Genomic DNA, 21,708 nt, shown 5'->3' with positions numbered 1-21,708 from the left:
CGAGTTGACTGTTGCACCACATACCGGCCAGATTGTAGGAAGCGCCGCTGCCGCTCCGGCAGAACCACCCCGTCAGATCACCTGGCACAGCGAGGATGACACCAGCGCCTTTGCACGCCAGCTTGCAGCGCAGCCGCAGTTGGCCAACGCCTACCTGACCCTGCACGGCGACCTGGGCGCGGGCAAGACCACGCTGGTGCGCCACCTGCTGCGCGCCCTGGGCGTTGGGGGCCGCATCAAGAGCCCTACGTATGCGGTGGTGGAGCCCCACGAGGCACCGGGCCTGGCCATCTGGCACTTTGACTTCTACCGCTTTGACGACCCACGCGAGTGGGAGGACGCGGGTTTCAGGGACATTTTTGCCAACCCCGGCCTCAAGGTGGCAGAATGGCCGGAAAAGGCTGCAGGGCTTACGCCACTTGCGGACCTTGCTATCCACATTGAAGCAATGGATGACACCGAAAGGAAGGTCACGCTGCACGCCCACACCGCCATCGGGCGCAGCCTGCTGCAAGCACTCTGAGACGCCGTGAACGAACCCACCCTGCCCGCCCGCCCCGCCGCTACCCCCCTTCCGTCACGCCGCGCTGTGCTGCAGGCGGGCAGCCTGGTTCTGTTGCTGGGCACGCAGCAGATTGCGCGCGGCGCCACCATCCTGGCCGTGCGCGTGTGGCCCGCCCCCGAATATTCGCGCGTGACCATCGAATCCGACGGTGCGCTGGTGGCCAAGCAGTTCTTCGTGACCACGCCGCCCCGGCTGGCGGTGGACATCGAGGGCATTGACTTGAGCCCCGAGCTGCGCGAGCTGGTGGCCAAGGTCAAGCCGGACGACCCGAACATCGCCGGCATCCGCGTGGGCCAGAACGCGCCCGGCGTGGTGCGGTTGGTGGTCGACCTGAAACAGGCCGCCATGCCCCAGGTGTTCACGCTGCCACCCGTGGCCGCCTACCAGCACCGGCTGGTGTTTGACCTGTACCCGGCCGCGCCGGTGGACCCGCTGGAGGCACTGATTGCCGAGCGCCTGCGGGAGGCCCCCGCCAAGGCCGCACCGGCGCCCAACCCACCCCTGACCACCGCCGCAGCCGCTGCGCGCGCACCCGCCCCACCGGAGCACGACCCACTGGGCGATCTGATTGCACAACGCAGCCAGCGCCCCGGCCCACCCGAGCCGCCGCCCATGGTGGCTACTGCACCGCCCCCCGCCGAACCCGCGCGCCCCGGCATTCGAGCCACCTCCACACAGACTGACCGGCTCATCATCGTGGCGCTGGACCCCGGCCACGGTGGCGAAGACCCGGGCGCCATCGGCCCCGCAGGCACGCGCGAAAAAGACGTGGTGCTGCGCGTGGCACACCTGCTGCGCGACCGCATCAACGCCACCACCGTGGGCGGCAACCCCATGCGTGCCTACCTGACGCGCGACGGCGATTATTTTGTGCCCCTGGGCACTCGCGTGCAAAAGGCGCGGCGCGTGCAGGCCGACCTGTTCGTCAGCATCCACGCCGACGCGTTCACCACGCCCGCCGCCCGGGGGGCCAGCGTGTTTGCGCTGAGCCAGGGCGGCGCCTCCAGCACGGCCGCCCGCTGGCTGGCCAACAAGGAGAACCAGGCCGATCTGGTGGGCGGGATCAACGTGCAGTCCAAAGACCAGCACGTGCAGCGCGCGCTGCTGGACATGAGCACCACCGCACAGATCAACGACAGCCTGAAGCTGGGCACCGTGCTGCTGGGCGAGATCGGCAACGTGGGCAAGCTGCACAAGCCCCGCGTGGAACAAGCGGGCTTTGCCGTGCTGAAGGCGCCCGACATTCCCAGCGTGCTGGTCGAAACCGCCTTCATTAGCAACCCCGAAGAAGAAAAGCGCCTGCGCAGCAGCGCCTACCAGGAACAGCTGGCCGATGCGCTGATGCGCGGCATCACACGCTACTTTGCCAAGAACCCGCCGCTGGCGCGCAGCCGCTCCGTGTAACCCCTGCTGCCCGGGGAGTACCCTGCGCCTTGCACTGGCGGGCAAGTGCAGGCACAGTAGCCTTCATCACGACGCCCATCCCAGCGATGGGAAGGAGGCAAGCTATGGCATTACCCCACGCCCAATCCGGCCAGATCGTCAGCGTGCGCCCCCTGGGCCACCGCCTGCCAGAAGCCATCACCACCGCCATTCTCAAAGCGGGCCAGCTCGAAGTCATGCGCGTGGTGCTGCCGGTGGGCAAATCCATGAAAGAACACCAGACCCCCGGCGAAGCCACGGTGCAGTGCATCGAGGGTGTGGTCGAGTTTGTCAGCGAAGAGGGTATCCAGCGGCTGCACCCCGGCGATTTTGTGCACCTGGCCCCCCGTGCGCTGCACGCGCTCAAGGCCGTGGAGCACGCCTCGCTGCTGGTCACCATCTGCCTGCGGCCGGGTTAAGAACGTGTTCACGATCTCGCAGGGGCGACCGTAAACAGGATTTCCAGGCCGCGTCCGGTCAGCGCCCCAGCCGGAACACGCTCACAATTTCAGCCAGCCGCGCGGCCTGGTGTTTGAGGCTGTCGGCCGCAGCGGCGCTCTGCTCCACGAGCGCCGCGTTCTGCTGAGTGACCTGATCAAGCTGCGTCACGGCCTCGCCCACCTGGCTGATGCCGATGGTCTGCTCGCCCGTGGCGCTCGAGATTTCGCCAATCAGATCGCTCACGCGTTTGACCTGCGTGACGATGTCTTCCATGCTGCGCCCGGCGTCGCCCACCAGCTGGGTGCCGTTTTCCACCTTGTGCACGCTGTCGCTGATCAGTGCCTTGATCTCCCGGGCCGCAGAGGCAGAGCGCTGGGCCAGGCTGCGCACTTCGCTGGCCACCACGGCAAAACCCCGGCCCTGCTCGCCCGCGCGGGCGGCTTCCACCGCAGCATTGAGCGCCAGGATATTCGTCTGGAACGCAATGCCGTCGATCACCGCGATGATGTCGGTGATCTTGCGCGACGCGGCCGAGATGTCCTGCATCGTGGCCACCACCTGGCCCACCACCTCACCGCCCTTCACGGCCGCAGCCGAAGCGGAGCCCGCCAGCACGGCGGCGCGCTGCGCAGTGTCGGAGTTGTTCTTCACGGTGCTGGTGATCTCTTCCATCGAGGCGGCGGTCTGCTCCAGGTTGCTGGCCTGCTCCTCGGTGCGCTGGCTCAGGTCGGCATTGCCCGAGGCGATCTCGCTGGAGCCGGTGGCGATGGAGTCGCTGCTGTGGCGCACGTCGCCCACGATGCGTACCAGCGAGGTCTGCATGGCCTCCATCGCCCGCATCATCTCGGCCACCTCGCCACGCCCGCTGGCATGGATGGGCTGCGACAGATCGCCCCCGCCAATGCGCTGCGCCACCGCACTGACCTCGCCCAGCGAGCGGCGGATGCGCCGCACCACCACCCACGACAACACCACCAGCAGCGCCAGCCCCGCCACGCCCGCCGACAGCACCGCCATGCGGTAGGACTGGATGAGCGCAGCCGCCTCGGACGCCTGTTCGCCCGAACGCTGCACCTGGTAGCTCACCATCTTGTCGGCCACGGCGTTGTACTGGTTCAGCACGGGCGCAAACGTCCCCAGGGCGTAGCTCTTGGCTTGCGCCATGTCGCCCGCTTTCTTGAGTGCCAGGGATTTGTCGCGGGTTTCCAGGTAGTTCTTGCGCACGGCGGCAAGCTCCTCCTGGATGCGCAACCCTTCAGGGCTGTTCTCCAGCTCGGTGTAGCGCTTTTGCACCGTGCTGGTGTCGGCCGTGGTCGCCGCCATCATGTCCTTGAAGTAGTTCTGCAGGTCGTCCCCCTCGGTCTGCACGATGGAGAACACCCGGGTGGCGTTGACGGCAATGTTGCTGCGCCAGCGCAGGGCCAGTTGCAGCCGCTCGACCTGCTCGGTGGCCAGGCCGTCCACCGTCCTGCCCAGATGCTGCACCCGCACCAGGCTCAACGCCAGGATGAGCACGAGCGCCAGCACAGCCACCCCCACAATCAACCCGATCTGTTGCGCCACCGTCAGCTGCGCGCCCATCCGCCGTGATTGCTGGTCCATGGTGTCCCCTTGTATGAGTAATGGGTTTACACAGGAAATGATCTGCCGGTGCCCGCCCGTTGGCAACCACCCCACACGCCACGTAAACCCTGATCCATGGAGACCCACCATCGCCCCGGCGGTGGCCCGACGCAGGAGGAAACAGTGATCTCAGAAAGCCCCATGTCCTACAGGCGCATGCCAAGGGTGCCTACGCCAGACGGCAGGCGCCGGATGGATAGTGAAACCACAGGTCGAGCCCAGACGCAACCGCTGCTGGGAGCCAAGGCCTGAATCCATTCACAAAGGACTCCTGCCATGAAAATCCGTCACATCCTTCTTGCGACCACCTGCACTGCAGCCCTTGCTCTGGGTGGTTGCGCTTCGAATCCGTCGAACGCCCAGGTCGGCACCGGTGTCGGCGCCGTGGTCGGTGGTGTGGCCGGCAACGCCATCTTTGGCGGCCCGGTGGGCACCATAGGCGGGGCAGCAGCTGGCGCCCTCATCGGCCACGAAATCGGCGAAGACCGCGATCAGCGCAGGCCTTATCGCCGTTGATCCCACCCTCCGTGCCGGATCCCCACGGGAATCTGGCATAAAAAGAGCTGCTAGCGCTTATTCAACAAGCGCCAGCAGCTCTTTTTTGATAGCAACCATGAAATGATTGCCTCAGGCCGCCTTGGCCTGCCGCCCAGCACGCCATGCGCCGAAAATAGCGATCAGGCCGGGCACAAAAATCATCGCCCAGATGATCTTGTCCAGGTTCTCCTTGACCCAGGCAAAGTTGCCAAAGAAGTAGCCCGCCGTGGCAATGCCCAGCACCCACAGCAGCGCGCCACCCACATTGAACGCCGTGAACTTGGCCCGCCCCATCTCGGCCACACCCGCCACAAAAGGCGCAAACGTGCGGATGAAGGGCATGAAACGCGCCAGGATGATGGTGATGCCACCATACCGCTCATAGAACTCGTGCGCCTGGTTGAAAGCGCGTCGGTTGAACCAGCGCGAATCCTCCCACTGGAACACCTTGGGGCCAAAGAAGCGACCAATCGAATAGTTGCACTGGTCCCCCAGAATGGCCGCCGCAATGAGCACCGCGCAGGCCAGCGGAAAACTCATCATCCCCGCGCCGCAGAGCGCGCCCACGATGAACAGCAGCGAGTCGCCCGGCAGAAAAGGCATGACCACCACGCCGGTTTCGACGAACACGATCAGGAACAACAGCGCGTACACCCAGGCACCGTAGGTTTGCACGAAGGCTTCGAGGTACTTGTCGACATGCAGGATGAAGTCGATCAGAAAAGTGACCAGTTCCATGGGGTAGCCGGTGGGGGCACCGGACGTTAAAAAAGTTGCGGGCATTATCCCCATCGGTCGATTCCCATCGACCGATGCCCCTGCGCAGCCCTCGCCCTAAAATCTGCCGGGTGAACGACACCATCCCCACCCTCGCTGCGGCACAGCCTGCCCCACCCGCCACCCGCCGCCCCATCCGCGACCTGCCCGACGAGCTGATCAGCCAGATTGCTGCGGGCGAAGTGGTGGAACGCCCCGCCTCGGTGGTGCGCGAGCTGGTGGACAACGCGCTCGATGCGGGCGCCACGCAGATCACCGTGCGCCTGTCGGCCGGCGGCGTGCGGCTTATCACCGTGGAAGACGATGGCGGCGGCATTCCACACGAAGAGCTGCCCGTGGCCCTGCGCCGCCATGCCACCAGCAAGATCACCAACCTGAACGACCTGGAAACCGTGGCCACCATGGGCTTTCGGGGCGAGGCGCTGGCGGCTATTGCCTCGGTGTCGGAGATGGCCCTGCTCTCACGCCCGGCCGCACAGGCCAGCGCGTTCCTGCTGGACGCCCGCAGCGGCGAACTGCGCCCCGCCGCACGCAGCACCGGCACGACGGTGGAGGTGAAGGAACTGTTCTTCTCCACCCCGGCGCGCCGCAAGTTCTTGAAGACCGACGCCACCGAATTGGCGCACTGCATTGAATCGGTGCGCCGCCATGCCCTGGCGCGGCCCGATGTGGGCTTTGCCATCTGGCACGAAGGCAAGCTGGTGGAGCAATGGCGCGCGACTTTCATTCCTGGCCAAGGCACCGCCGACGCCGTGCAGGATGCGCTGGCCCGCCGCCTCTCGGACGTGCTGGGCGAAGACTTCGTCACGCAATCGATCGCCGTACAGCACCGCGTGGGCCCTGTCATCGTGACCGGCCGCGCAGGCCTGCCCGACGCCGCCCGCTCGCGCCCCGACCACCAGTATTGCTACGTCAACGGCCGCTTCGTGCGCGACAAGGTGCTCACCCACGCCGCCCGCAGCGCGTATGAAGACGTGCTGCACGGCCACAAGCAGCCCATTTATGCGCTGTATGTCGAGATCGACCCGGCCCGCGTGGACGTGAACGTGCACCCCACCAAGATCGAAGTGCGCTTTCGGGACAGCCGCGAGGTGCACCAGGCCGTGCGCCACGCCGTGGAAAACGCGCTGGCCGCGCCGCGCGCCGCTGCGCTGGCGGCAGCAGGGGCTGGCGCATCAGCAGACACAGGCTCCTCGGCACAGGGCAGCATCGAAAATTTCAAGCCCAATCAGCCCCTGGCGCACAACTGGCAAGCGCAAGCAGCTATCAAATTTGAAGAACGTGGCCACCATGTGGCCGACCTGCAGGCCCTGTGGGGGCCCCGGAAAGACAACGCAGCCACCGTGCCTTCTGGCCCCACTGCACCCTTCGTGAACTGGGGCACTGCGGCCAACACCACTGAGGCAGACGCCATGCCGCAGCCCTTTGCGCCCGCCTCGTCTATCCCCCCTGCCGCAGCAGGCGCTGTGGCCTGGCCCAGCAACAATACCGGACATGAAGCCGCCTGGCCCCAGGGCCAGGGCGGCAACGACATCGCCTGGCCGCTGGGCAAGGCCGTGGCCCAGTTGCACGGTGTGTACATCCTGGCTGAAAACGCCCAAGGCATGGTCATCGTGGACATGCACGCCGCGCACGAACGCATCGTCTACGAGCGCCTGAAATCCCAGGTGGACAGCGGCGCCCGCATTGCGAGCCAGCCCCTGCTGATCCCCGCCACCTTTGCCGCCACCCCGCAGGAAGTGGCTACCGCCGAAGAGTCGGCCGAGGTGCTGGCCACGCTGGGCCTGGAGGTCGTGCCTTTCTCCCCCAAAACCCTGGCCGTGCGCGCCGTGCCCACCACGCTGGCCCAGGGCGACCCCGTGGAACTGGCCCGCAGCGTGCTCGCCGAATTGGCCGCACACGACGCCACCACGGTGGTGCAACGCGCCCGCAATGAAATCCTGGGCACCATGGCTTGCCACGGCGCCGTGCGCGCCAACCGCAAGCTCACCATCGACGAGATGAATGCCCTGCTGCGGCAAATGGAAACCACGGACCGGTCGGACCAGTGCAACCACGGAAGGCCGACGTGGCGGCAGCTGTCGATGAAGGAGCTGGATGGGTTGTTTTTGCGCGGCCGTTAACGGGCACCCGACCACCACCGGTTGAGCCCATCCCAGCCTTTGGCTGGCGTTAAGCTCCAAAGACGCAGACACGGGCAGAATCGGCCGCCCCACACCTCTGGCTGGCCCTTTCATGTTTGCACTCAACGCCCAATCCATCGCGCAGACCACACCCACGGGCGAGGCCATTGCGCAGGCCGTCGTGTCCTTCTGGGCGCTCGGGCCCGTAAAACACTGCGTGCTGATGCGGCGCGGCTTCAACCAGGTGTACGAGCTGCACTTTGATAGTGGCCGCCACACCATCGCGCGCCTGAGCGCCGAGAGGCCGCGCGGCGAGCCCAACCTCGCGTACGAAACCGCCCTGCTCCTGCACCTGCAAGCCCGGGGCATTCCAGTGGCAGCGCCGTTGGCTGCAGGAGATGGAACATTCAGCCTGGTACTCAGCTTGCCCGAGGGGCCGCGCACCCTGATGCTGTTTGACTTTCTGCCGGGCAATCCTCCCGGCGAATCGCTGGTGGACATCGAAGCCACCGGCCGGGGGCTGGCGCAGTTGCACACCGCAGCACAGGACTACGCGGGCCCGGCAAGCCGCTACGTGCTGGATCTGCCCGAACTGCTGGACGCATCGTTGGAGCGGATGCTGCAAGCGCCCACGGTGGACGGGCCGCTGGCGCGCGAGTTTTCTGCACTGGCCCGTGATCTGCACGAACGCTTTGCCACACTGCACGGCCTGACCCACGTGCGTTGCCATGGCGACTGCCACGGCAGCAACAACTTCATGTCCGACGGGCCGCATGGCACAGGCGAAGGCCGCCGTGTGGCCGCGTTCTTTGACTTTGACGACACCGGCCCGGGCCTGCTGGCCTACGAGTTGAGCGTGTACCTGTGGGTGCTGCTGCCGCGCAGCCTGGAAACCCCCACATCGGCCGCCACGCAGGAGCGCTGGCGCCGCTATCTGGCCGGCTACACCGGCGTGCGCGCAGTGCCAGAGGTGGACCTGGCGGCCATTGCACCCTGCCTTGCGGTGCGGCAGTTCTGGGTGATGGGCGAATACGCGGGGCGCATTCCTGTGTGGGGTACGCAGGCGATGCCCACCCACTGGCTGCGCAAACAGGTCCCACTCATGCGGGCCTGGATGGACATGCCCCTGGCCGACGGCAACATCGGGGGAGCACCGGCAGCGGCCTGATCCCACGGGCTGGGAGGAAGTGCTGCGCGCGCATGGCCGCCGGACGGCACGCTGGCCCGGCCACCCTGCAACGCGCCTTCATTCATTGGGTGGCCACGGCGTCGATGCGGTCAAGCCGCACCAGGATCCGGCCAAACTGCTGGTTGCGCAACTCCACCCATTGGCCGGGCTCCAGGCGCGTGACAGCGCCGCCCACCGACTGGCCGCCCACATACAGGGTGACGCTGTGCCGCTGCTGCTGGGCGTCGGCCAACAGCTTCTCAATGCCCTGCAGGACATCGGCCGCCAAGGCAGAACTGGTAAAGACCAGCGCAGCCACTGTGACGGCCAGGGAGCGCAACGTGGTGCGGAAGATCGGAGTTGTGGACATAGCGGTGCCATTCATCAATCAAAGGGTGGAAAGAAGCAAACCCACGGAAGGCGCAGGACAGCGATGCCTCCGCACCGGCCACATTGTGGCCCGATCCGGCGCGAAGGTGCCATACGCGGCGCGGGGCCAAGCCATGGCCCCGAGGAAACAAAAAAAGCCTGCAGGTGCAGGCTTTTTTGGATCGGATGCGCGCGGGCGCACACCTCAGGTCGCTCAGTTGTCGCGCGCTGCCTTGGCGGTATCGGGGAAGTCGCTGAACACGCCGTCCACGCCCAGTTGGTAGAACAGCTTGTATTCGGCCTTGGGGTCGCCCTTGAAGTCCGAGGCCAGGCGTTTGGCCTCGCTGCGGAAAGTGTAGGGGTGCACCAGCAGGCCTGCGGCGTGGGCGTTTTTCACCACATCGGTGGCGGGCATCATCACGCGGTCGCGCTCGTCGATCTTGCCGTCACCATTGAGGTCGTCGGCCTTGCCGTCCTTGTTGGCATCCACCTGCTTGGAGGGGATGAGGTAGGGCTTCCAGGGGCCAATGCCGTCGGCATAGGTCTTGACTTCCTTGAGGCCCGCTGGCGTCAGCAGGCTTGCGAAGGTGCGCGTGTCGCCGGCCACGGCAAAGTCGTACGGTTTGTCGTAGGGTGCGGTCAGGTCCATGCTGCCGTCGGGGTTCACATCGTTCGCGTCCACCAGTTGCACCAGGCGGATCTGCGTCTTGGTGCGCAGGTACTTGAGGTTGGATACCTCGAACGATTGCACGATCACCGGCGATGCCTTGGTGGTGTAACCGTACTTGGCCAGGACGGCCAGCAGTCGGTCTTCCAGCGGCAGGCCCAGTTTTGAATGGAAGGTGGGGTGCTTGGTCTCCGGGTACACGCCCACGCTGCGGCCGGCCTTGGCGCCTTCGCTCTTGGCGAGGTCCAGCACTTCTTCCAGAGTGGGGATCTGGTACTTGCCGTTGTGCGACTGGTCGCGGTCGGCCAGGGGCTGCACGGCTCGCAGGGTCTTGATTTCGGCCAGGGTGAAGTCAGAAACAAACCAGCCCTCCTCTTCCACGCCGTCCACCATTTTCTTGGTCTTGCGGCTCGCAAATTCGGCGCGCGTGGACACGTCGGTGGTACCGGTGATGTTGGGCTCGTGGCGGGCAATCAACACGCCGTCCTTGGTGGCCACCAGGTCGGGTTCGATGAAATCGGCGCCCATCTCGATGGCCCGCTTGTAGCCCTCCAGGGTGTGGTCGGGCAGGTAACCGGCAGCACCACGGTGGCCAATCACCAGCGGCTTGTCGCCATTCAAAGTGGGATAGGGGTTGTCATCGTTGCCTCCACAAGCTGCCAGCGTGGCCAGCAAGGCCAGCGCACCCAACTTCGCACCAGAAATGTGCATGCTCTTCTCCTCGTTGTGTTTAGAACCGCCGAACTGTGGGCTCGGCCTGTGACAAGGCCGTGACGCCCCTATTGCGAACCGGTGACAGGCCGTGCCACCCACCATCCGCACCAGAAAGTGGCAACTGTCTCGCCACATTCCCCACCATTGTGCAGAGGCATACGCATAAACGTATAACTTTTGAACATAATTCGATGTTGCAGCGCGCCATGGCGTGCCACCGCCCTTGATCTTCTGAAAGTCCTTTGAAACATGAAACACGCGTCCGCAGGCAGCTTCCTTTCGCACGTCGCCCTTCGCAACCCGGGACAGCCCGAGTTTCTGCAAGCTGTCACCGAGGTGATGGAAAGCCTGTGGCCCTTCATCGAAGAACACCCCCGCTATGCCGAACACGGCCTGCTGGAGCGCCTGGTGGAGCCCGAGCGCATCGTCATGTTCCGCGTCTCTTGGGTGGACGACCATGGCAGCGTGCAGGTCAACCGGGGCTACCGCATCCAGCACAGCATGGCCATTGGCCCCTACAAGGGCGGCATCCGGTTCCATCCATCGGTCAACCTGTCGGTGCTGAAGTTCCTGGCATTCGAGCAGACCTTCAAGAACGCCCTGACCACGCTGCCCATGGGCGGCGGCAAGGGCGGCTCCGACTTCGACCCCAAGGGCAAGAGTCCTGGCGAGGTCATGCGCTTTTGCCAGGCCTTTGTGTCCGAGCTGTTTCGCCATGTGGGTGCCGACACGGACGTGCCCGCAGGCGACATTGGCGTGGGGGGCCGCGAGGTGGGGTTCATGGCCGGCATGATGAAAAAGCTCAGTAACCGGGCGGACTGCGTGTTCACCGGCAAGGGGCTGTCGTTTGGCGGCTCGCTGATCCGGCCTGAAGCCACCGGCTACGGCACGGTGTACTTTGCGCAAGAGATGCTCAAGTCCACCGGCCGGTCACTGGATGGCCTGCGCGTATCGGTCTCCGGCTCGGGCAATGTGGCGCAATACGCCGTGGAAAAGGCTTTGCAGCTGGGCGCCAAGGTGGTCACGGTGTCGGATTCGAGCGGCACCGTCGTGGACGAGGACGGATTCACCCCCGCCAAGCTGGCCGAGCTGATGGAGGTGAAAAACCACCTCTACGGCCGCGTGAGCGACTACGCGGCGCGGACCGGGGTCCAATTTGAAGCCGGTGTGCGCCCCTGGCATGTGCCGGTGGACGTGGCCCTGCCCTGTGCCACCCAGAACGAGCTGGACGCGAACGACGCTGCGGTGCTGATCAAGAACGGGGTGGTCTGCGTGGCCGAGGGCGCCAACATGCCTTCCACCATCGAGGCGGCCAAGGCCTTTGAGGCTGCGGGCGTGCTGTACGCGCCGGGCAAGGCCAGCAACGCAGGCGGTGTGGCCACCTCGGGCCTGGAGATGAGCCAGAACGCCGCCCGCCTGTCCTGGCCGCGCGCAGAGGTGGATGCGCGCCTGCTGCAGATCATGCAGGGCATCCACGCTGCCTGCCTGCGCTATGGCAAGCGCAGCGACGGCACGGTGAGCTATGTGGACGGCGCCAACATCGCAGGTTTTGTGAAGGTGGCCGACGCCATGCTGGCGCAAGGCGTGGTGTAACCCCGGTCCCGAAGGCAAGGCGCCCGAAGATGGGACAAGAAGGCGCGTTACCCGCCATTTCGTCCCATTTGCACGCAATGGGCACAAACCCTGCTTCGCTGGTCAGAACTTTCTGACGCGAAGCCGAGTCTGTCTCCACCATGAAGCGCACCCCCCTCCTGGTTTCCCTGACCTTGGCCATCGCCGTGACGGCGGGTTGCGCCACTCTCGACGCCAAGCAGCGCGAGTGGATCTTCCAGCCCAGCGACCGCAGCTGGGGTGGCGCGCAGTCCACCGCAGACATGCAGGATGTCTGGATCGACTTCCAGTCCGATGCCAGCGGCAAGGCCGAGCGCTTGCATGGCCTGTGGCTGGCCCATGAACGTGCCGATGCGCCCGTGCTGCTGTACCTGCATGGCGCGCGCTGGAACGTGGCGGGCTCGTCCGGCCGCATCCGGCGCATGCAGGAGCTGGGCTTTTCGGTGCTGGCCATCGACTACCGGGGTTTTGGCCAGAGCAGCGCCGCGCTGCCGTCCGAGGCGACCGCCGGAGAAGACGCCCGCGCAGCGTGGGACTGGCTGGGCCAGCAGCAACCGGGCAAGGCCCGCTACATCTTCGGCCACTCGCTGGGGGGTGCCATTGCCATCGACCTGGCCCGCCAGGTGCCCGACGAACAGGGCACCATGGTGGAAGGCACGTTCACCAGCATCCCCGAGGTGGTCAGCACCTTCAAATGGGGCTGGTTGCCGGTGTCGGGCCTGATCACGCAGCGGTTCGAATCCGTCCGCAAGGTGGCCGAGATCGGCTCGCCCCTACTGGTGGTGCATGGCAGCCAGGACAGCCTGATCCAGCCCGCCCTGGGCCGCAAGCTGTTCGAGGCGGCGCAGGAGCCCAAACAATTCATCCTGGTCGAAGGGGGCTCGCACCACAACACCAATTCGGTGGGCCAGGGCCTCTATCGCGAGGCAATGGCCTCGCTTTTCAAGCTGAAGTAGGCCCTGCCGCTCCCCGGTGGCACGCGCCGCTGGCGGCGTGCGAAGCCCCCGTCCCGCCGCGTTGATGTGGCGCAAATGCGCACCACTGCGCACAGGTCCCGCTGGCACCGGCCCGCACGCCCCATCTGGTACCCTCAGACAGATATGTCTGCCCCCTCCGCCACCGCCGTGCCTGCGGCTGCTTCTGCCTCCATCCAGCCCGGCATGGCCATCCTGGTGCTGGCCATGCTGCTCTCCATCCAGCCTGTCACCACCGACCTGTACCTGCCCGCATTGCCCGCCCTCACGCGCAGTCTAGGCGCGCAGATGGCAGCGGCACAGCTCACGCTCAGCGGGCTGCTGCTGGCGTTTGGCTGCTCGCAAATGGTGTGGGGGCCGCTGTCGGACCGCTTTGGCCGCCGCCCCATCCTGCTGGCCGGGCTGGGCATCTACACCGTGGCCTCGCTGGGCAGCGCGTTTGCGCCCACCATGGCGCTGCTCATCGTGTGGCGCATTGCCCAAGGCGCCGCCATGGGCGCGGTGGTGATGTGCGCCCGGGCCATCGTGCGCGACCTGTACACCCCGCTCGATGGCGCACGCGCCATGTCCAAGGCGCTCACCGGCCTCGGCGTCGTGGCGTGCATCTGCGCACCACTGGGTGGGGTGCTGAGCGAGTGGCTCGGCTGGCGCGCGGCGCTGATGGCGCTCACGGTGTATGCCGTGGCCACGCTGGCGCTGGTGGCGCTGCGTTTGCCCGAGACCCTGGCGCACCGCAACCCCAAAGCCCTGCAGCCCCGCGCCCTGGTCGGCACCTGGATGCAGGTTTTGCGCAGCCCCACATTCTGGGCGTTCTCGCTGCAGACCACAGCCACCTATGGCGGGCTGTTCACCTTTCTGGCCGCGTCCTCGTTTGTCTTCATCGACGTGCTGGGTCTCACGCGCACGCAGTTCGGGTGGACGATGGCGTCGGCCTGCGTGGCGTACCTCGCGGGCACTTTCCTGTGCCGGCGCCTGCTGGTACGCCAGGGCCTGCTGCGCACGGTGGCCATTGCTGGCGCGCTGAGCGCAAGCGGCGGCACGCTGATGGCCGCCGTGGCCTTCATGGGCTGGCACCAGCCCTGGGCGCTGCTGCTGCCGTTCTACCTGTTCATGCTGGGCCACGGCATCCACCAGCCCTGCGGGCAAAGCGGGGCGGTGGGGCCGTTTCCCAAGGCAGCCGGCGTGGCCTCCGCACTCAACGGCTTCATGATGATGCTGGCCGCGTTCGGAATCGGTGGCTGGCTGGGCATGCGCCTGGATGGCACGGTGTGGCCGCTGGTCAACGGCATCTGGTTCTGGTCGGTGGTGCTCGCCCTCATCTCGTGGACGCTGGTGCAGAAGTTCGGAGCGCCGCGTGAGCATGCCTGAGCCCTTGTTGCACAACACTCTGCCCGCCATCGCCCTGGCAGGCCCCACGGCCTCGGGCAAGACGGCCGGTGCCCTCGCACTGGCCGCCGTGCTGGGCAAGCAGGGCACGCCGGTGGAGATCATCAGCGTGGACTCGGCGCTCGTGTACCGAGGCATGGACATCGGCACCGCCAAGCCCACACCCGACGAACTGGCCGCCGTGCCGCACCACCTCATCGACATCCGCGACCCTTTGCAGGCCTACAGTGCGGCGGAGTTCGTTCAGGACGCCACGCGACTCATCGCAGAGATTCGCGCGCGCGGCGCGCTGCCGCTGCTGGTGGGCGGCACCATGCTGTACTTCAAGGCGCTGTTTGACGGCATCGACGACATGCCCGCCGCAGACCCTGCCGTGCGCGCACGGCTCGAAGCCCAGGCGGCCGAGCAGGGCTGGCCCGCATTGCATGCCGAACTGGCGCGCGTAGACCCTGTGACGGCCGCCCGGCTGGCACCGGCCGACAGCCAGCGCATCCAGCGCGCGCTGGAGGTTTGGCAGGTATCGGGTCAACCACTGTCGAGCTTTCACACTATAAAAAAGATAGCTACCAGCGCAGACGGAATAAGCGCAGAAGCCCTATTTTCCTTGGAACCTGACGATCGGGCCTGGCTGCACGGCCGCATTGCCCAGCGTTTTGACGCCATGCTGGCCAGCGGCTTCATCGACGAAGTGCTGGCCCTGCGCGCGCGCGGCGACCTGCACCCCGACCTGCCCTCCATGCGCTGCGTGGGCTACCGCCAGGCGTGGGAAGAGCTGGACTTCCAGGCCACGCGCGCACCGGGCACACCGCTCAACATGGGCCTGCTGCGCGAGCGCGGCATTGCCGCCACACGCCAGCTCGCCAAGCGCCAGATCACCTGGCTGCGCAGCATGCCGGGGCGCCACGCCATCGCCTGCGACCAGCCCCACGCCGTGGCCCAGCTCGTGCAGGCCGTGCTGCAGCGGCTGCAGCAGCGGCCGGATCAGCAAGAGCAGACCACCCCATGACGCTGCTGTGCACCGAACAGCTGGGCAAACACTACGGCGAAACACCGGTGTTTTCCAACGTGCAGTTCACCGTGGAACCGGGTGAATTCGTGGCCATCGTGGGCGACTCGGGCGTGGGCAAGTCCACCCTGCTCAACTGCCTGGCCGGGCTGGACACCTGGGACACCGGCCGCATCACCCATGGCACCACCGACCTGGGCCAGTTGGGCGACACAGAGCGCGCCCTGTGGCGCCGTGCCCATGTGGGTTTTGTCTTTCAGGCCTTCCATGTGCTGCCGCACCTGGACGTGGCGCAGAACGTGGCCCTGCCGCTGATGCTGCTGGGCCAGAACGAACCGGCGCGCGTGCAGCAGATGCTGGACGCCGTGGACATGGGCGCACTGGGCGCGCGGCTGCCCCAGCAGCTCAGCGGCGGGCAGCTGCAGCGCGTGGCCATCGCCCGTGCGCTGGTCCACCGCCCTGCCCTGCTGCTGGCGGACGAGCCCACCGGCAACCTCGACCCCACCACCGCAGCCCGCGTGATGGACCTGCTGCTGGCGCAGACACGCGAGCACGGCGCGTCGCTGGTGCTGGTCACGCATTCAGACGCCGCTGCCGCCCGGGCCGACCGGGTACTGCGGCTGCGCAGCGACGGCATCAGTGCGGGCGGCTGACCCGCAACACCCGCATCACGGTTCGAGGCGCGGCGCGCGGAAGTGCCCGTTCTGGTGCAGCACCACGGCACGCACCTCGCCGCTGGAATAACGCTCAAACTCCAGCTCCGCCCGCACCGCGTCGTACGCAAACCGGTCGCGCTGCCCAGGCAGCGGGTAGACGGTGTAGCGCGGTTGAGAGCCCAGGCGCACCTGCAGGCGGCCACTGGTGGCCTGCACATCCATCACAGTGCCGCCGCGCAGGCGATAGCGGCCCAGGTACGGAGCCAGCACCTCGTCGGACTGTGGCGGCGCGAGGCCCAGCACGGGCTCCTTTACACGCAGGGCCGTCAAGCGCGCGCCAAAGCGCGTGTAGCGCAGCACCGCGGGCCGCCCTTCCTTGTCGCGCTCAAAGCGCAGCTGCCGGCCCGATGCGGGCTGTGTGAAGGCGTCGGTCCCCAGCACCTGCAGCGGCTCGAACACACCGCCCGTGGGCCGAAGCTGAAGTTGACCATCCACCAGGGCCAGGCTCAGGGCCACCGCAGGCGACGCGCGGTAAACCCCTTCGTACGGTGCCAATGCAGCTGCATCGGTGGCGGGCTGGCCGGGCGGCACGGGGTAGCGCTGCGCCAGCAGCGGGGTCATCACATCCTGCTGCGCGGCCTGGGCGTTGGCCACGAGGGCAATCACCGCTTCGCCCCGGTCGGGTGCCAGCAGCCATACGCTGCGAAAGCCCCCCGTGCCGCCGCCATGCAGCCAGGTGCGCAGCCCATCACGTTCGCGCAGCATGATGGCGTAGCCGATCTGGCCGCCGTCGTGGTCCGCGAGCGGTGTGAACAGGCGCTCGGCCGCGGGGCCCAGAGGCCCTTGCGCGCCGGCCAGCAGCGCGCGGCTGAACACCAGCATGTCGGCCGCCGTGGAGCGCAGGGCGCCCGCACCGGCGAACGCATCGAACTCCCACACCGACACCGGCGTCTCGCCCTCATGCGGCACAGCCAGGCGCGGCGCCTTGTCACCCAGCGACTGCACCGTGTCGTGCATGCCCAGCGGGCCGGTGATGCGCTCTTGCACCAGCGCAGCCCAGGGCTTGCCATAGCGCTGGGCCAGCAGCTCGCCCAGCACCGCAAAGCCGAGGTTGCTGTATGCGCCGGCACACGGCGGCGACTGGGCGAGACGCGCATCGGCCAGCGCCTGCCACAGCCGTGCGCGGTCGTACCGCAAGTACGGGTTGGCGGCGTCCGAGTCGCGGCGAAAGTCCGCAGGCAAGCGTGGCAGGCACGAGGTGTGCGTGACCAACTGGCGCAGGGTGATGGCAGCCACCGGGGCGGGCAAGACGGGCGCCAGCGCGGGCGAGCCATTGAGCAACCCGCCCAACGTGTCGTCCAGCGCCATGTCGCCACGCTCCACGGCCTGCGCCAGCAGCAGGCCGGTGAACACCTTGCTGATGGAGCCCACTTCAAACAGCGCCTGGGCAGGCGCCCGTGCCACGCGGTTGTAGGCTGTACCGAAACGTGCCTGGCCACCGTGCCACACACCCACCTCGGCCGCGCCACGCCACGTGCCCAGCGCTGCGGCCGCCATGGCGTCGGCCGGGCCCGACCAGTCGAAGCTGCGTTGCAACACTGGTGCGGCGGGCGCTGTGGCTGTGTCGGCGGGCTGCGGCGCCTGCGCGCCGGCATGCCCCGCCAACGCAGCCCACACCAACGCGGCAGCCAACACACGCCACGCCACCCTGTGCGCCCAGACAAAGGATTCCACAGTGCACACCATGCCATCGCCCTTTTGAACGGCACCGCAACGCGGGTGCCAGGACGGCATGGTCGCACGCGCTGGCTGTGGGCCAGCTTAAGAAAGCGAAAGCGCGCAGGGAAGGTCTGCCGCAGCGGCAAACACCACCACCTGGGCCTGCGGGACGGAGTCAAAAAAAAGGCTGCAGCGGCAAGCGCTGCAGCCCAACGCCGCCAGGGCGGCCTCGCATGTCAGGCAATCAGCAGTGTCAGAACGAGTGCCCCAGGCCCGCGTAGATGGCGCGCTGCGAGCCACCTGCGCCCGGTCCGTTGACCGTCACATCTGCAGCATAGTTGGCCGATGCGCTGTTGCTCACGCCGCCCAGCGACGCATACACAAAGGTCCGCTTGGACAGGTAGTAGTCTGCGCCCACCATCAGCAGCGTGGCCTTGCCGTTGCCCCGGTTGGCGCTGACGTGGTAGCCCGCCCCGATCAGCGTGAGCAGCGGCGTGACCTGGTAGCGCACCCCCACCCATCCGTGGCGCAGCTTGGTCGGCGTGCCGGCCGCGGCATCGGGGGCCGAGACGCTGTCGAGCGCTGCAAAGAGCTTGGCGTTGCCCACGGTGTAGGTGCCGCCCACGATGGTTTCGTTGGAGAAGCTGTAGACGTCGCTGTGGCGGCCGTTGCCGTCGCGCCGGCTGGTATGGATGGCACGCAGCTCCAGGTCGCCCGCCACGTAGGCCGCAGACACCCCCTCGCTGCGCAACTGTGTGGCCGATGCAGGCTGCTCGCCCAGGGCCACCTGGGCATTGAGCGTGAAACCACCCCAGTTCGGCGTGGTGTACTCGAACACATTGTTCGCGCCCTGCCAGCTGCGCCCGCGCACCAGGGTGGCGCTGCTCATGAACTGCTGGCCCGTGGGGTCCAGAAACCAGACATCGTTGCTGTTGAGCAGGTTCTTGCCCAGCTGGAACGTGCCCCAACCCGGGCTCGACAGGCCCACGAAGCTGCGGCGGTTGAAGAAGGCATCGCCCGTGGCGCCCTTGGGGGCGCTGAAGCCGCCCTCCAGCCGGAACACGGCCTTCAGGCCATCACCCAGGTCTTCGGTGCCCTTAAAGCCGAGCATGCTGGTGCCCCACTGGTTGTCCGCCGCCCGCGTGAGCGATCCGGTGCTGCCTGTGGCGGGGTTGGCGATCTTGTCCACATGCTCCACCCCGGCCACCACCCGGCCGTAGAGGGTGACGCTGGACTGCGCCTGTGCCAGCTGAGGCCATGCGCCCGCAGCCACCAGCGTGGCCGCGACCGCCAGGGTCTTTTTCAATGTGCTGTTCATGGTGGTGTGTCTCCATTCGTTGGTGAGTTCTTCGTGATGCGTTCAGAGGTGGCTGTCTGCCCCGCAAACCGTGCGCCCAGGCTGGCGCCCCACCCGTGCGCTGGGGCCCGGCGCACGGGTGTTTTTGACGTTCGGTAGAAGCGGCTAGCCCTGCGCCGCCAGATCAAAGATGCGCGTCGCCGGCATCCACTTGCGGCCCGCGGGCGTCCATGGCGTGGGCGCCTGGAAGCGCCACATCAGTGCTTCCCAGGCTTGCAGACGGGCATCGAGGGCCTCGGCCTGTGCCATGCGGTTGCCGTCAAAGCGCGCGTCGTCCGTCTCCATGAACATGCACAGCCGCGTGCCCAGGCGAAATATCTCCATGCCCGTCACCCCGTGCTCGCGCAGGTGCTCCCGCACCTCGGGCCAGATGGCGCGGTGGTGCGCCTCGTATTGCGCAATCAGGGCGGGGGCGTCCTGGAGGTCGAGCATCAGGCAGTGGCGCATGGGGCTTCCTGGGGTTGAAGGTAGGAGTGCAGGGGTCAGGGCAATGCGCGGTCGAGGTGCGTATAGCCCCCGTCCGGGTGCAGCCACTGCCCGGTGGTGTGGGACGAGCGGTCCGACAGCAAAAAGACCACCAGGTCCGCGATCTCCTGGTCCCGCGTCATGCGGTGCCCGAGCGGTATGCGCGCGGTGATGCGCTGCAGCGCAGTGGCAGGGTCGGGCAGCGTCTGCAGCCAGCGCTCGTACAGCGGCGTCATCACTTCGGCCGGCAGCACCGCGTTGACGCGCACGCCGTGCGGCGCCAGCGCTGCAGCCCACTCCCGCGTGAGCCCGAGCTGGGCGGCCTTGGCGGCCACGTAGCCGCTGGTGCCGCCCTGGCCCGTGAGCGCGGTCTTGGAGGAGATGTTGACGATGGCGCCCTGGCGCTGCTGGAGCGATTCCACGCACAGGTGAGCCATCAAGTAGCAGTGCACCAGGTTGTCCTCCAGCGACCGGCGGAATGCGGCGGTGCCGGCCGCGAGGTCCACCCCATCGTTCACACCGGCGTTGTTCACCAGCCCATCGATGCCGCCGAACCGGCGCAGCGTCTGCGCCACCGCGTCCGTGCAGGCTGCTTCGTCGCCCAGCTCCAGGGCAAAGAACGCAAAGGTGGGGCACAGCGCACGCAGCGTGGCGGCAAAGTCGTCGCCCAATGGGTGGCGGCCCAGGATCACGGGCACCGCCCCTTCGCGCGCCAGCTGCAGGCTGATGGCGCCGCCGATGCCGGCACCGCCGCCGGTCACGATGACCACCTTGTCTTTGAGATGCAGGTCCATACGGTGCTCCTGGCGTGGGTGCGGGTCAGCCGCGGTGCTCGTAGCGGGCCAGCGACTCGGGCTTCATCTCGATGGAATAGCCAGAACGCTGCGGCGGCATGTAGGCCGCGTTGCGGATCACGCACGGGTCCACGAAATGCTCGTGCAGGTGGTCCACGTACTCGATCACACGGCCCTCCTTGGTGCCTGCGATGCACAGGTAGTCGATCATCGACAGGTGCTGCACGTACTCGCACAGGCCCACGCCGCCCGCATGCGGGCACACCTTGAGGCCGTACTTGGCGGCCATGAGCATCACGGCCAGCACCTCATTCACGCCGCCCAGGCGGCAGGCGTCGATCTGCACCACATCGATGGCGCCGCGCATGATGAGCTGCTTGAACATGATGCGGTTCTGGCACATCTCGCCCGTGGCCACCTGCATCGAATCCTTCACAGCCTCGCGGATGCGGCGGTGGCCCTCGATGTCGTCGGGGCTGGTAGGTTCCTCGATGAACCAGGGCTTGGCGAATGCCAGCTCCTGGAGCCAGTCGATGGCCTGGCCCACCTCCCACACCTGGTTGGCGTCGATCATGAGCTTGCGATCGGGGCCCAGGACCTCGCGGGCCACGCGCACGCGGCGGATGTCGTCCTGCAGGTCACGCCCCACCTTGAGCTTGATGTGGGTAAAACCGGCATCCACCGCCTCCTGCGCCAGTCGGCGCAGCTTGGCATCGTCGTAGCCCAGCCAGCCGGCAGACGTGGTGTAGCTGGGGTAGCCATGGGCCAGCAGGTCGGCGCGGCGCTCGGCCTGGCCCACGGCGCGTTCGCGCAGCAATGCCAGCGCCTCGTCGGGCGTGATGCAGTCGGTGATGTAGCGAAAGTCGATGAGCCGCACCAGCTCTTCGGGGCTCAGGTCGGCCACCAGTTGCCACACCGGCTTGCCCTCCGACTTGGCCCACAGGTCCCAGGCGGCGTTGACCACCGCGCCGGTGGCCAGATGGATGGCGCCCTTGTCAGGGCCGATCCAGCGCAGCTGGCTGTCGGAGGTGACATGGCGCCAGAAGCGGCCCATGTCCTCGGCGATCCACGCCAGGTCCAGCCCGACCACCAAGTGCTCCATCGCGCGGATAGCGGCGCAGCAGATCTCGTTGCCCCGGCCGATAGTGAACGTGAGGCCGTGCCCCTCCAGCCCCGGCTGGTCCGTTTCCAGCACCACATAGGCGGCCGAATAGTCCGGGTCAGGGTTCATCGCGTCGGAGCCGTCGAGGTGGGCGGACGTGGGGAAGCGCACGTCCAGGACGCGCATTGATCGAATGGTGGTCATAGCTCGGTGGTTTTGCGGAGAAAGTCGG

20 protein-coding genes are annotated in these 21,708 nt (G+C 67.1%); 11 read left to right on the top strand and 9 right to left on the bottom strand.

Features of this window, described 5'->3' with window-relative positions; all coding sequences use genetic code 11:
• Positions 1 to 4 precede the first annotated feature (4 nt).
• The 3 genes from tsaE to IB243_RS07940 all read left to right on the top strand — a co-directional run bounded on the left by tsaE (position 5) and on the right by IB243_RS07940 (position 2,406).
• Entirely contained in the window at positions 5 to 523 is a 519-nt protein-coding gene (tsaE, locus tag IB243_RS07950) for a tRNA (adenosine(37)-N6)-threonylcarbamoyltransferase complex ATPase subunit type 1 TsaE (protein ID WP_010463987.1), read from the top strand.
• Positions 524 to 529: 6 nt separating this feature from the next.
• Positions 530 to 1,969, top strand: coding sequence for an N-acetylmuramoyl-L-alanine amidase (locus IB243_RS07945; protein ID WP_192426137.1), 1,440 nt, complete (start codon positions 530 to 532; stop codon positions 1,967 to 1,969).
• A gap of 104 nt (positions 1,970 to 2,073) precedes the next feature.
• Positions 2,074 to 2,406: a cupin domain-containing protein gene (locus tag IB243_RS07940; RefSeq protein ID WP_010463985.1), complete on the top strand. Its 333-nt coding sequence runs from the start codon at positions 2,074 to 2,076 to the stop codon at positions 2,404 to 2,406.
• Between the two features lie 58 nt (positions 2,407 to 2,464).
• Here IB243_RS07940 and IB243_RS07935 read toward each other — a convergent pair whose 3' ends face one another.
• Positions 2,465 to 4,030, bottom strand: coding sequence for a methyl-accepting chemotaxis protein (locus IB243_RS07935; protein ID WP_035198212.1), 1,566 nt, complete (start codon positions 4,028 to 4,030; stop codon positions 2,465 to 2,467).
• A 297-nt stretch (positions 4,031 to 4,327) separates the two neighbouring features.
• On the opposite strand from IB243_RS07935, the gene IB243_RS07930 reads away from it, so the two are divergent.
• Positions 4,328 to 4,567 carry a glycine zipper 2TM domain-containing protein gene (locus IB243_RS07930; protein WP_010463983.1) on the top strand — a complete coding sequence of 80 codons (240 nt, stop codon included), beginning with the start codon at positions 4,328 to 4,330 and terminating at the stop codon, positions 4,565 to 4,567.
• A gap of 111 nt (positions 4,568 to 4,678) precedes the next feature.
• Here IB243_RS07930 and IB243_RS07925 read toward each other — a convergent pair whose 3' ends face one another.
• Entirely contained in the window at positions 4,679 to 5,326 is a 648-nt protein-coding gene (locus IB243_RS07925) for a DedA family protein (RefSeq protein ID WP_010463982.1), read from the bottom strand.
• Positions 5,327 to 5,436: 110 nt separating this feature from the next.
• Between IB243_RS07925 and mutL the strand changes: the two genes are divergently transcribed.
• Entirely contained in the window at positions 5,437 to 7,488 is a 2,052-nt protein-coding gene (gene mutL, locus IB243_RS07920) for a DNA mismatch repair endonuclease MutL (RefSeq protein ID WP_192426135.1), read from the top strand.
• Between the two features lie 112 nt (positions 7,489 to 7,600).
• Positions 7,601 to 8,656, top strand: a complete 1,056-nt coding sequence (locus tag IB243_RS07915; RefSeq protein ID WP_192426133.1) for a phosphotransferase enzyme family protein — start codon at positions 7,601 to 7,603, stop codon at positions 8,654 to 8,656.
• A gap of 82 nt (positions 8,657 to 8,738) precedes the next feature.
• Here the strand turns inward: IB243_RS07915 and IB243_RS07910 are convergent, their stop codons facing one another.
• Both IB243_RS07910 and IB243_RS07905 read right to left on the bottom strand, forming a co-directional pair.
• Positions 8,739 to 9,026: a hypothetical protein gene (locus IB243_RS07910; protein WP_010463979.1), complete on the bottom strand. Its 288-nt coding sequence runs from the start codon at positions 9,024 to 9,026 to the stop codon at positions 8,739 to 8,741.
• A gap of 213 nt (positions 9,027 to 9,239) precedes the next feature.
• Positions 9,240 to 10,403, bottom strand: coding sequence for a glycerophosphodiester phosphodiesterase (locus IB243_RS07905; protein ID WP_192426131.1), 1,164 nt, complete (start codon positions 10,401 to 10,403; stop codon positions 9,240 to 9,242).
• A 252-nt stretch (positions 10,404 to 10,655) separates the two neighbouring features.
• Here IB243_RS07905 and gdhA point away from each other — a divergent pair, with 252 nt between their 5' ends.
• The 5 genes from gdhA to IB243_RS07880 all read left to right on the top strand — a co-directional run bounded on the left by gdhA (position 10,656) and on the right by IB243_RS07880 (position 16,036).
• Complete coding sequence (gdhA, locus tag IB243_RS07900; protein ID WP_192426130.1) at positions 10,656 to 11,999, top strand: NADP-specific glutamate dehydrogenase; 1,344 nt, start codon at positions 10,656 to 10,658, stop codon at positions 11,997 to 11,999.
• Between the two features lie 140 nt (positions 12,000 to 12,139).
• The gene (locus tag IB243_RS07895; RefSeq protein ID WP_192426128.1) at positions 12,140 to 12,973 is read left to right on the top strand and encodes an alpha/beta hydrolase; all 834 of its coding nucleotides are present in this window, start codon (positions 12,140 to 12,142) and stop codon (positions 12,971 to 12,973) included.
• Positions 12,974 to 13,117: 144 nt separating this feature from the next.
• Entirely contained in the window at positions 13,118 to 14,359 is a 1,242-nt protein-coding gene (locus IB243_RS07890) for a multidrug effflux MFS transporter (protein ID WP_192426126.1), read from the top strand.
• Positions 14,352 to 15,383 (top strand): tRNA (adenosine(37)-N6)-dimethylallyltransferase MiaA, encoded by a 1,032-nt coding sequence (gene miaA / locus IB243_RS07885; RefSeq protein WP_192426124.1) that lies wholly within the window; start codon positions 14,352 to 14,354, stop codon positions 15,381 to 15,383. Before IB243_RS07890 ends, miaA begins: the two co-directional genes overlap by 8 nt.
• A complete protein-coding gene (locus tag IB243_RS07880; RefSeq protein WP_192426122.1) occupies positions 15,380 to 16,036 on the top strand; it encodes an ABC transporter ATP-binding protein in 657 nt (218 codons plus the stop codon). The genes miaA and IB243_RS07880 overlap by 4 nt, the downstream gene beginning before the upstream one ends.
• 15 nt (positions 16,037 to 16,051) lie before the next feature.
• Here the strand turns inward: IB243_RS07880 and IB243_RS07875 are convergent, their stop codons facing one another.
• From IB243_RS07875 to IB243_RS07855, 5 genes are all read right to left on the bottom strand, one after another.
• A complete protein-coding gene (locus IB243_RS07875; RefSeq protein WP_370540321.1) occupies positions 16,052 to 17,773 on the bottom strand; it encodes a serine hydrolase in 1,722 nt (573 codons plus the stop codon).
• 238 nt (positions 17,774 to 18,011) lie between these two features.
• The gene (locus tag IB243_RS07870) at positions 18,012 to 19,076 is read right to left on the bottom strand and encodes a porin (RefSeq protein ID WP_192426118.1); all 1,065 of its coding nucleotides are present in this window, start codon (positions 19,074 to 19,076) and stop codon (positions 18,012 to 18,014) included.
• A gap of 144 nt (positions 19,077 to 19,220) precedes the next feature.
• Positions 19,221 to 19,562, bottom strand: coding sequence for an L-rhamnose mutarotase (locus IB243_RS07865; RefSeq protein WP_192426116.1), 342 nt, complete (start codon positions 19,560 to 19,562; stop codon positions 19,221 to 19,223).
• Between the two features lie 35 nt (positions 19,563 to 19,597).
• Entirely contained in the window at positions 19,598 to 20,374 is a 777-nt protein-coding gene (locus IB243_RS07860) for an SDR family oxidoreductase (protein WP_057226933.1), read from the bottom strand.
• Between the two features lie 25 nt (positions 20,375 to 20,399).
• The gene (locus tag IB243_RS07855) at positions 20,400 to 21,680 is read right to left on the bottom strand and encodes an L-fuconate dehydratase (protein WP_192426114.1); all 1,281 of its coding nucleotides are present in this window, start codon (positions 21,678 to 21,680) and stop codon (positions 20,400 to 20,402) included.
• Positions 21,681 to 21,708 lie beyond the last annotated feature (28 nt).

This window comes from Acidovorax sp. ACV01 (genome assembly GCF_014851495.1).
Taxonomy (GTDB): Bacteria; Pseudomonadota; Gammaproteobacteria; order Burkholderiales; family Burkholderiaceae_C; genus Acidovorax; species Acidovorax radicis.
Note: the sequence above shows the minus strand (reverse complement) of the source record. Positions and strands in the feature narration are given on the sequence as shown.

What these genes read in the sequence shown, in the direction of transcription:
- IB243_RS07855 (WP_192426114.1), bottom strand. Translation starts at nt 21,680, where the DNA reads ATGACCACCATTCGATCAATGCGCGTCCTGGACGTGCGCTTCCCCACG.
- gdhA (WP_192426130.1), top strand. Translation starts at nt 10,656, where the DNA reads ATGAAACACGCGTCCGCAGGCAGCTTCCTTTCGCACGTCGCCCTTCGC.
- IB243_RS07870 (WP_192426118.1), bottom strand. Translation starts at nt 19,076, where the DNA reads ATGAACAGCACATTGAAAAAGACCCTGGCGGTCGCGGCCACGCTGGTG.
- IB243_RS07905 (WP_192426131.1), bottom strand. Translation starts at nt 10,403, where the DNA reads ATGCACATTTCTGGTGCGAAGTTGGGTGCGCTGGCCTTGCTGGCCACG.
- IB243_RS07935 (WP_035198212.1), bottom strand. Translation starts at nt 4,030, where the DNA reads ATGGACCAGCAATCACGGCGGATGGGCGCGCAGCTGACGGTGGCGCAA.
- IB243_RS07880 (WP_192426122.1), top strand. Translation starts at nt 15,380, where the DNA reads ATGACGCTGCTGTGCACCGAACAGCTGGGCAAACACTACGGCGAAACA.
- IB243_RS07930 (WP_010463983.1), top strand. Translation starts at nt 4,328, where the DNA reads ATGAAAATCCGTCACATCCTTCTTGCGACCACCTGCACTGCAGCCCTT.
- IB243_RS07910 (WP_010463979.1), bottom strand. Translation starts at nt 9,026, where the DNA reads ATGTCCACAACTCCGATCTTCCGCACCACGTTGCGCTCCCTGGCCGTC.
- IB243_RS07940 (WP_010463985.1), top strand. Translation starts at nt 2,074, where the DNA reads ATGGCATTACCCCACGCCCAATCCGGCCAGATCGTCAGCGTGCGCCCC.
- IB243_RS07895 (WP_192426128.1), top strand. Translation starts at nt 12,140, where the DNA reads ATGAAGCGCACCCCCCTCCTGGTTTCCCTGACCTTGGCCATCGCCGTG.
- IB243_RS07865 (WP_192426116.1), bottom strand. Translation starts at nt 19,562, where the DNA reads ATGCGCCACTGCCTGATGCTCGACCTCCAGGACGCCCCCGCCCTGATT.
- IB243_RS07890 (WP_192426126.1), top strand. Translation starts at nt 13,118, where the DNA reads ATGTCTGCCCCCTCCGCCACCGCCGTGCCTGCGGCTGCTTCTGCCTCC.
- IB243_RS07860 (WP_057226933.1), bottom strand. Translation starts at nt 20,374, where the DNA reads ATGGACCTGCATCTCAAAGACAAGGTGGTCATCGTGACCGGCGGCGGT.
- IB243_RS07915 (WP_192426133.1), top strand. Translation starts at nt 7,601, where the DNA reads ATGTTTGCACTCAACGCCCAATCCATCGCGCAGACCACACCCACGGGC.
- IB243_RS07925 (WP_010463982.1), bottom strand. Translation starts at nt 5,326, where the DNA reads ATGGAACTGGTCACTTTTCTGATCGACTTCATCCTGCATGTCGACAAG.
- miaA (WP_192426124.1), top strand. Translation starts at nt 14,352, where the DNA reads ATGCCTGAGCCCTTGTTGCACAACACTCTGCCCGCCATCGCCCTGGCA.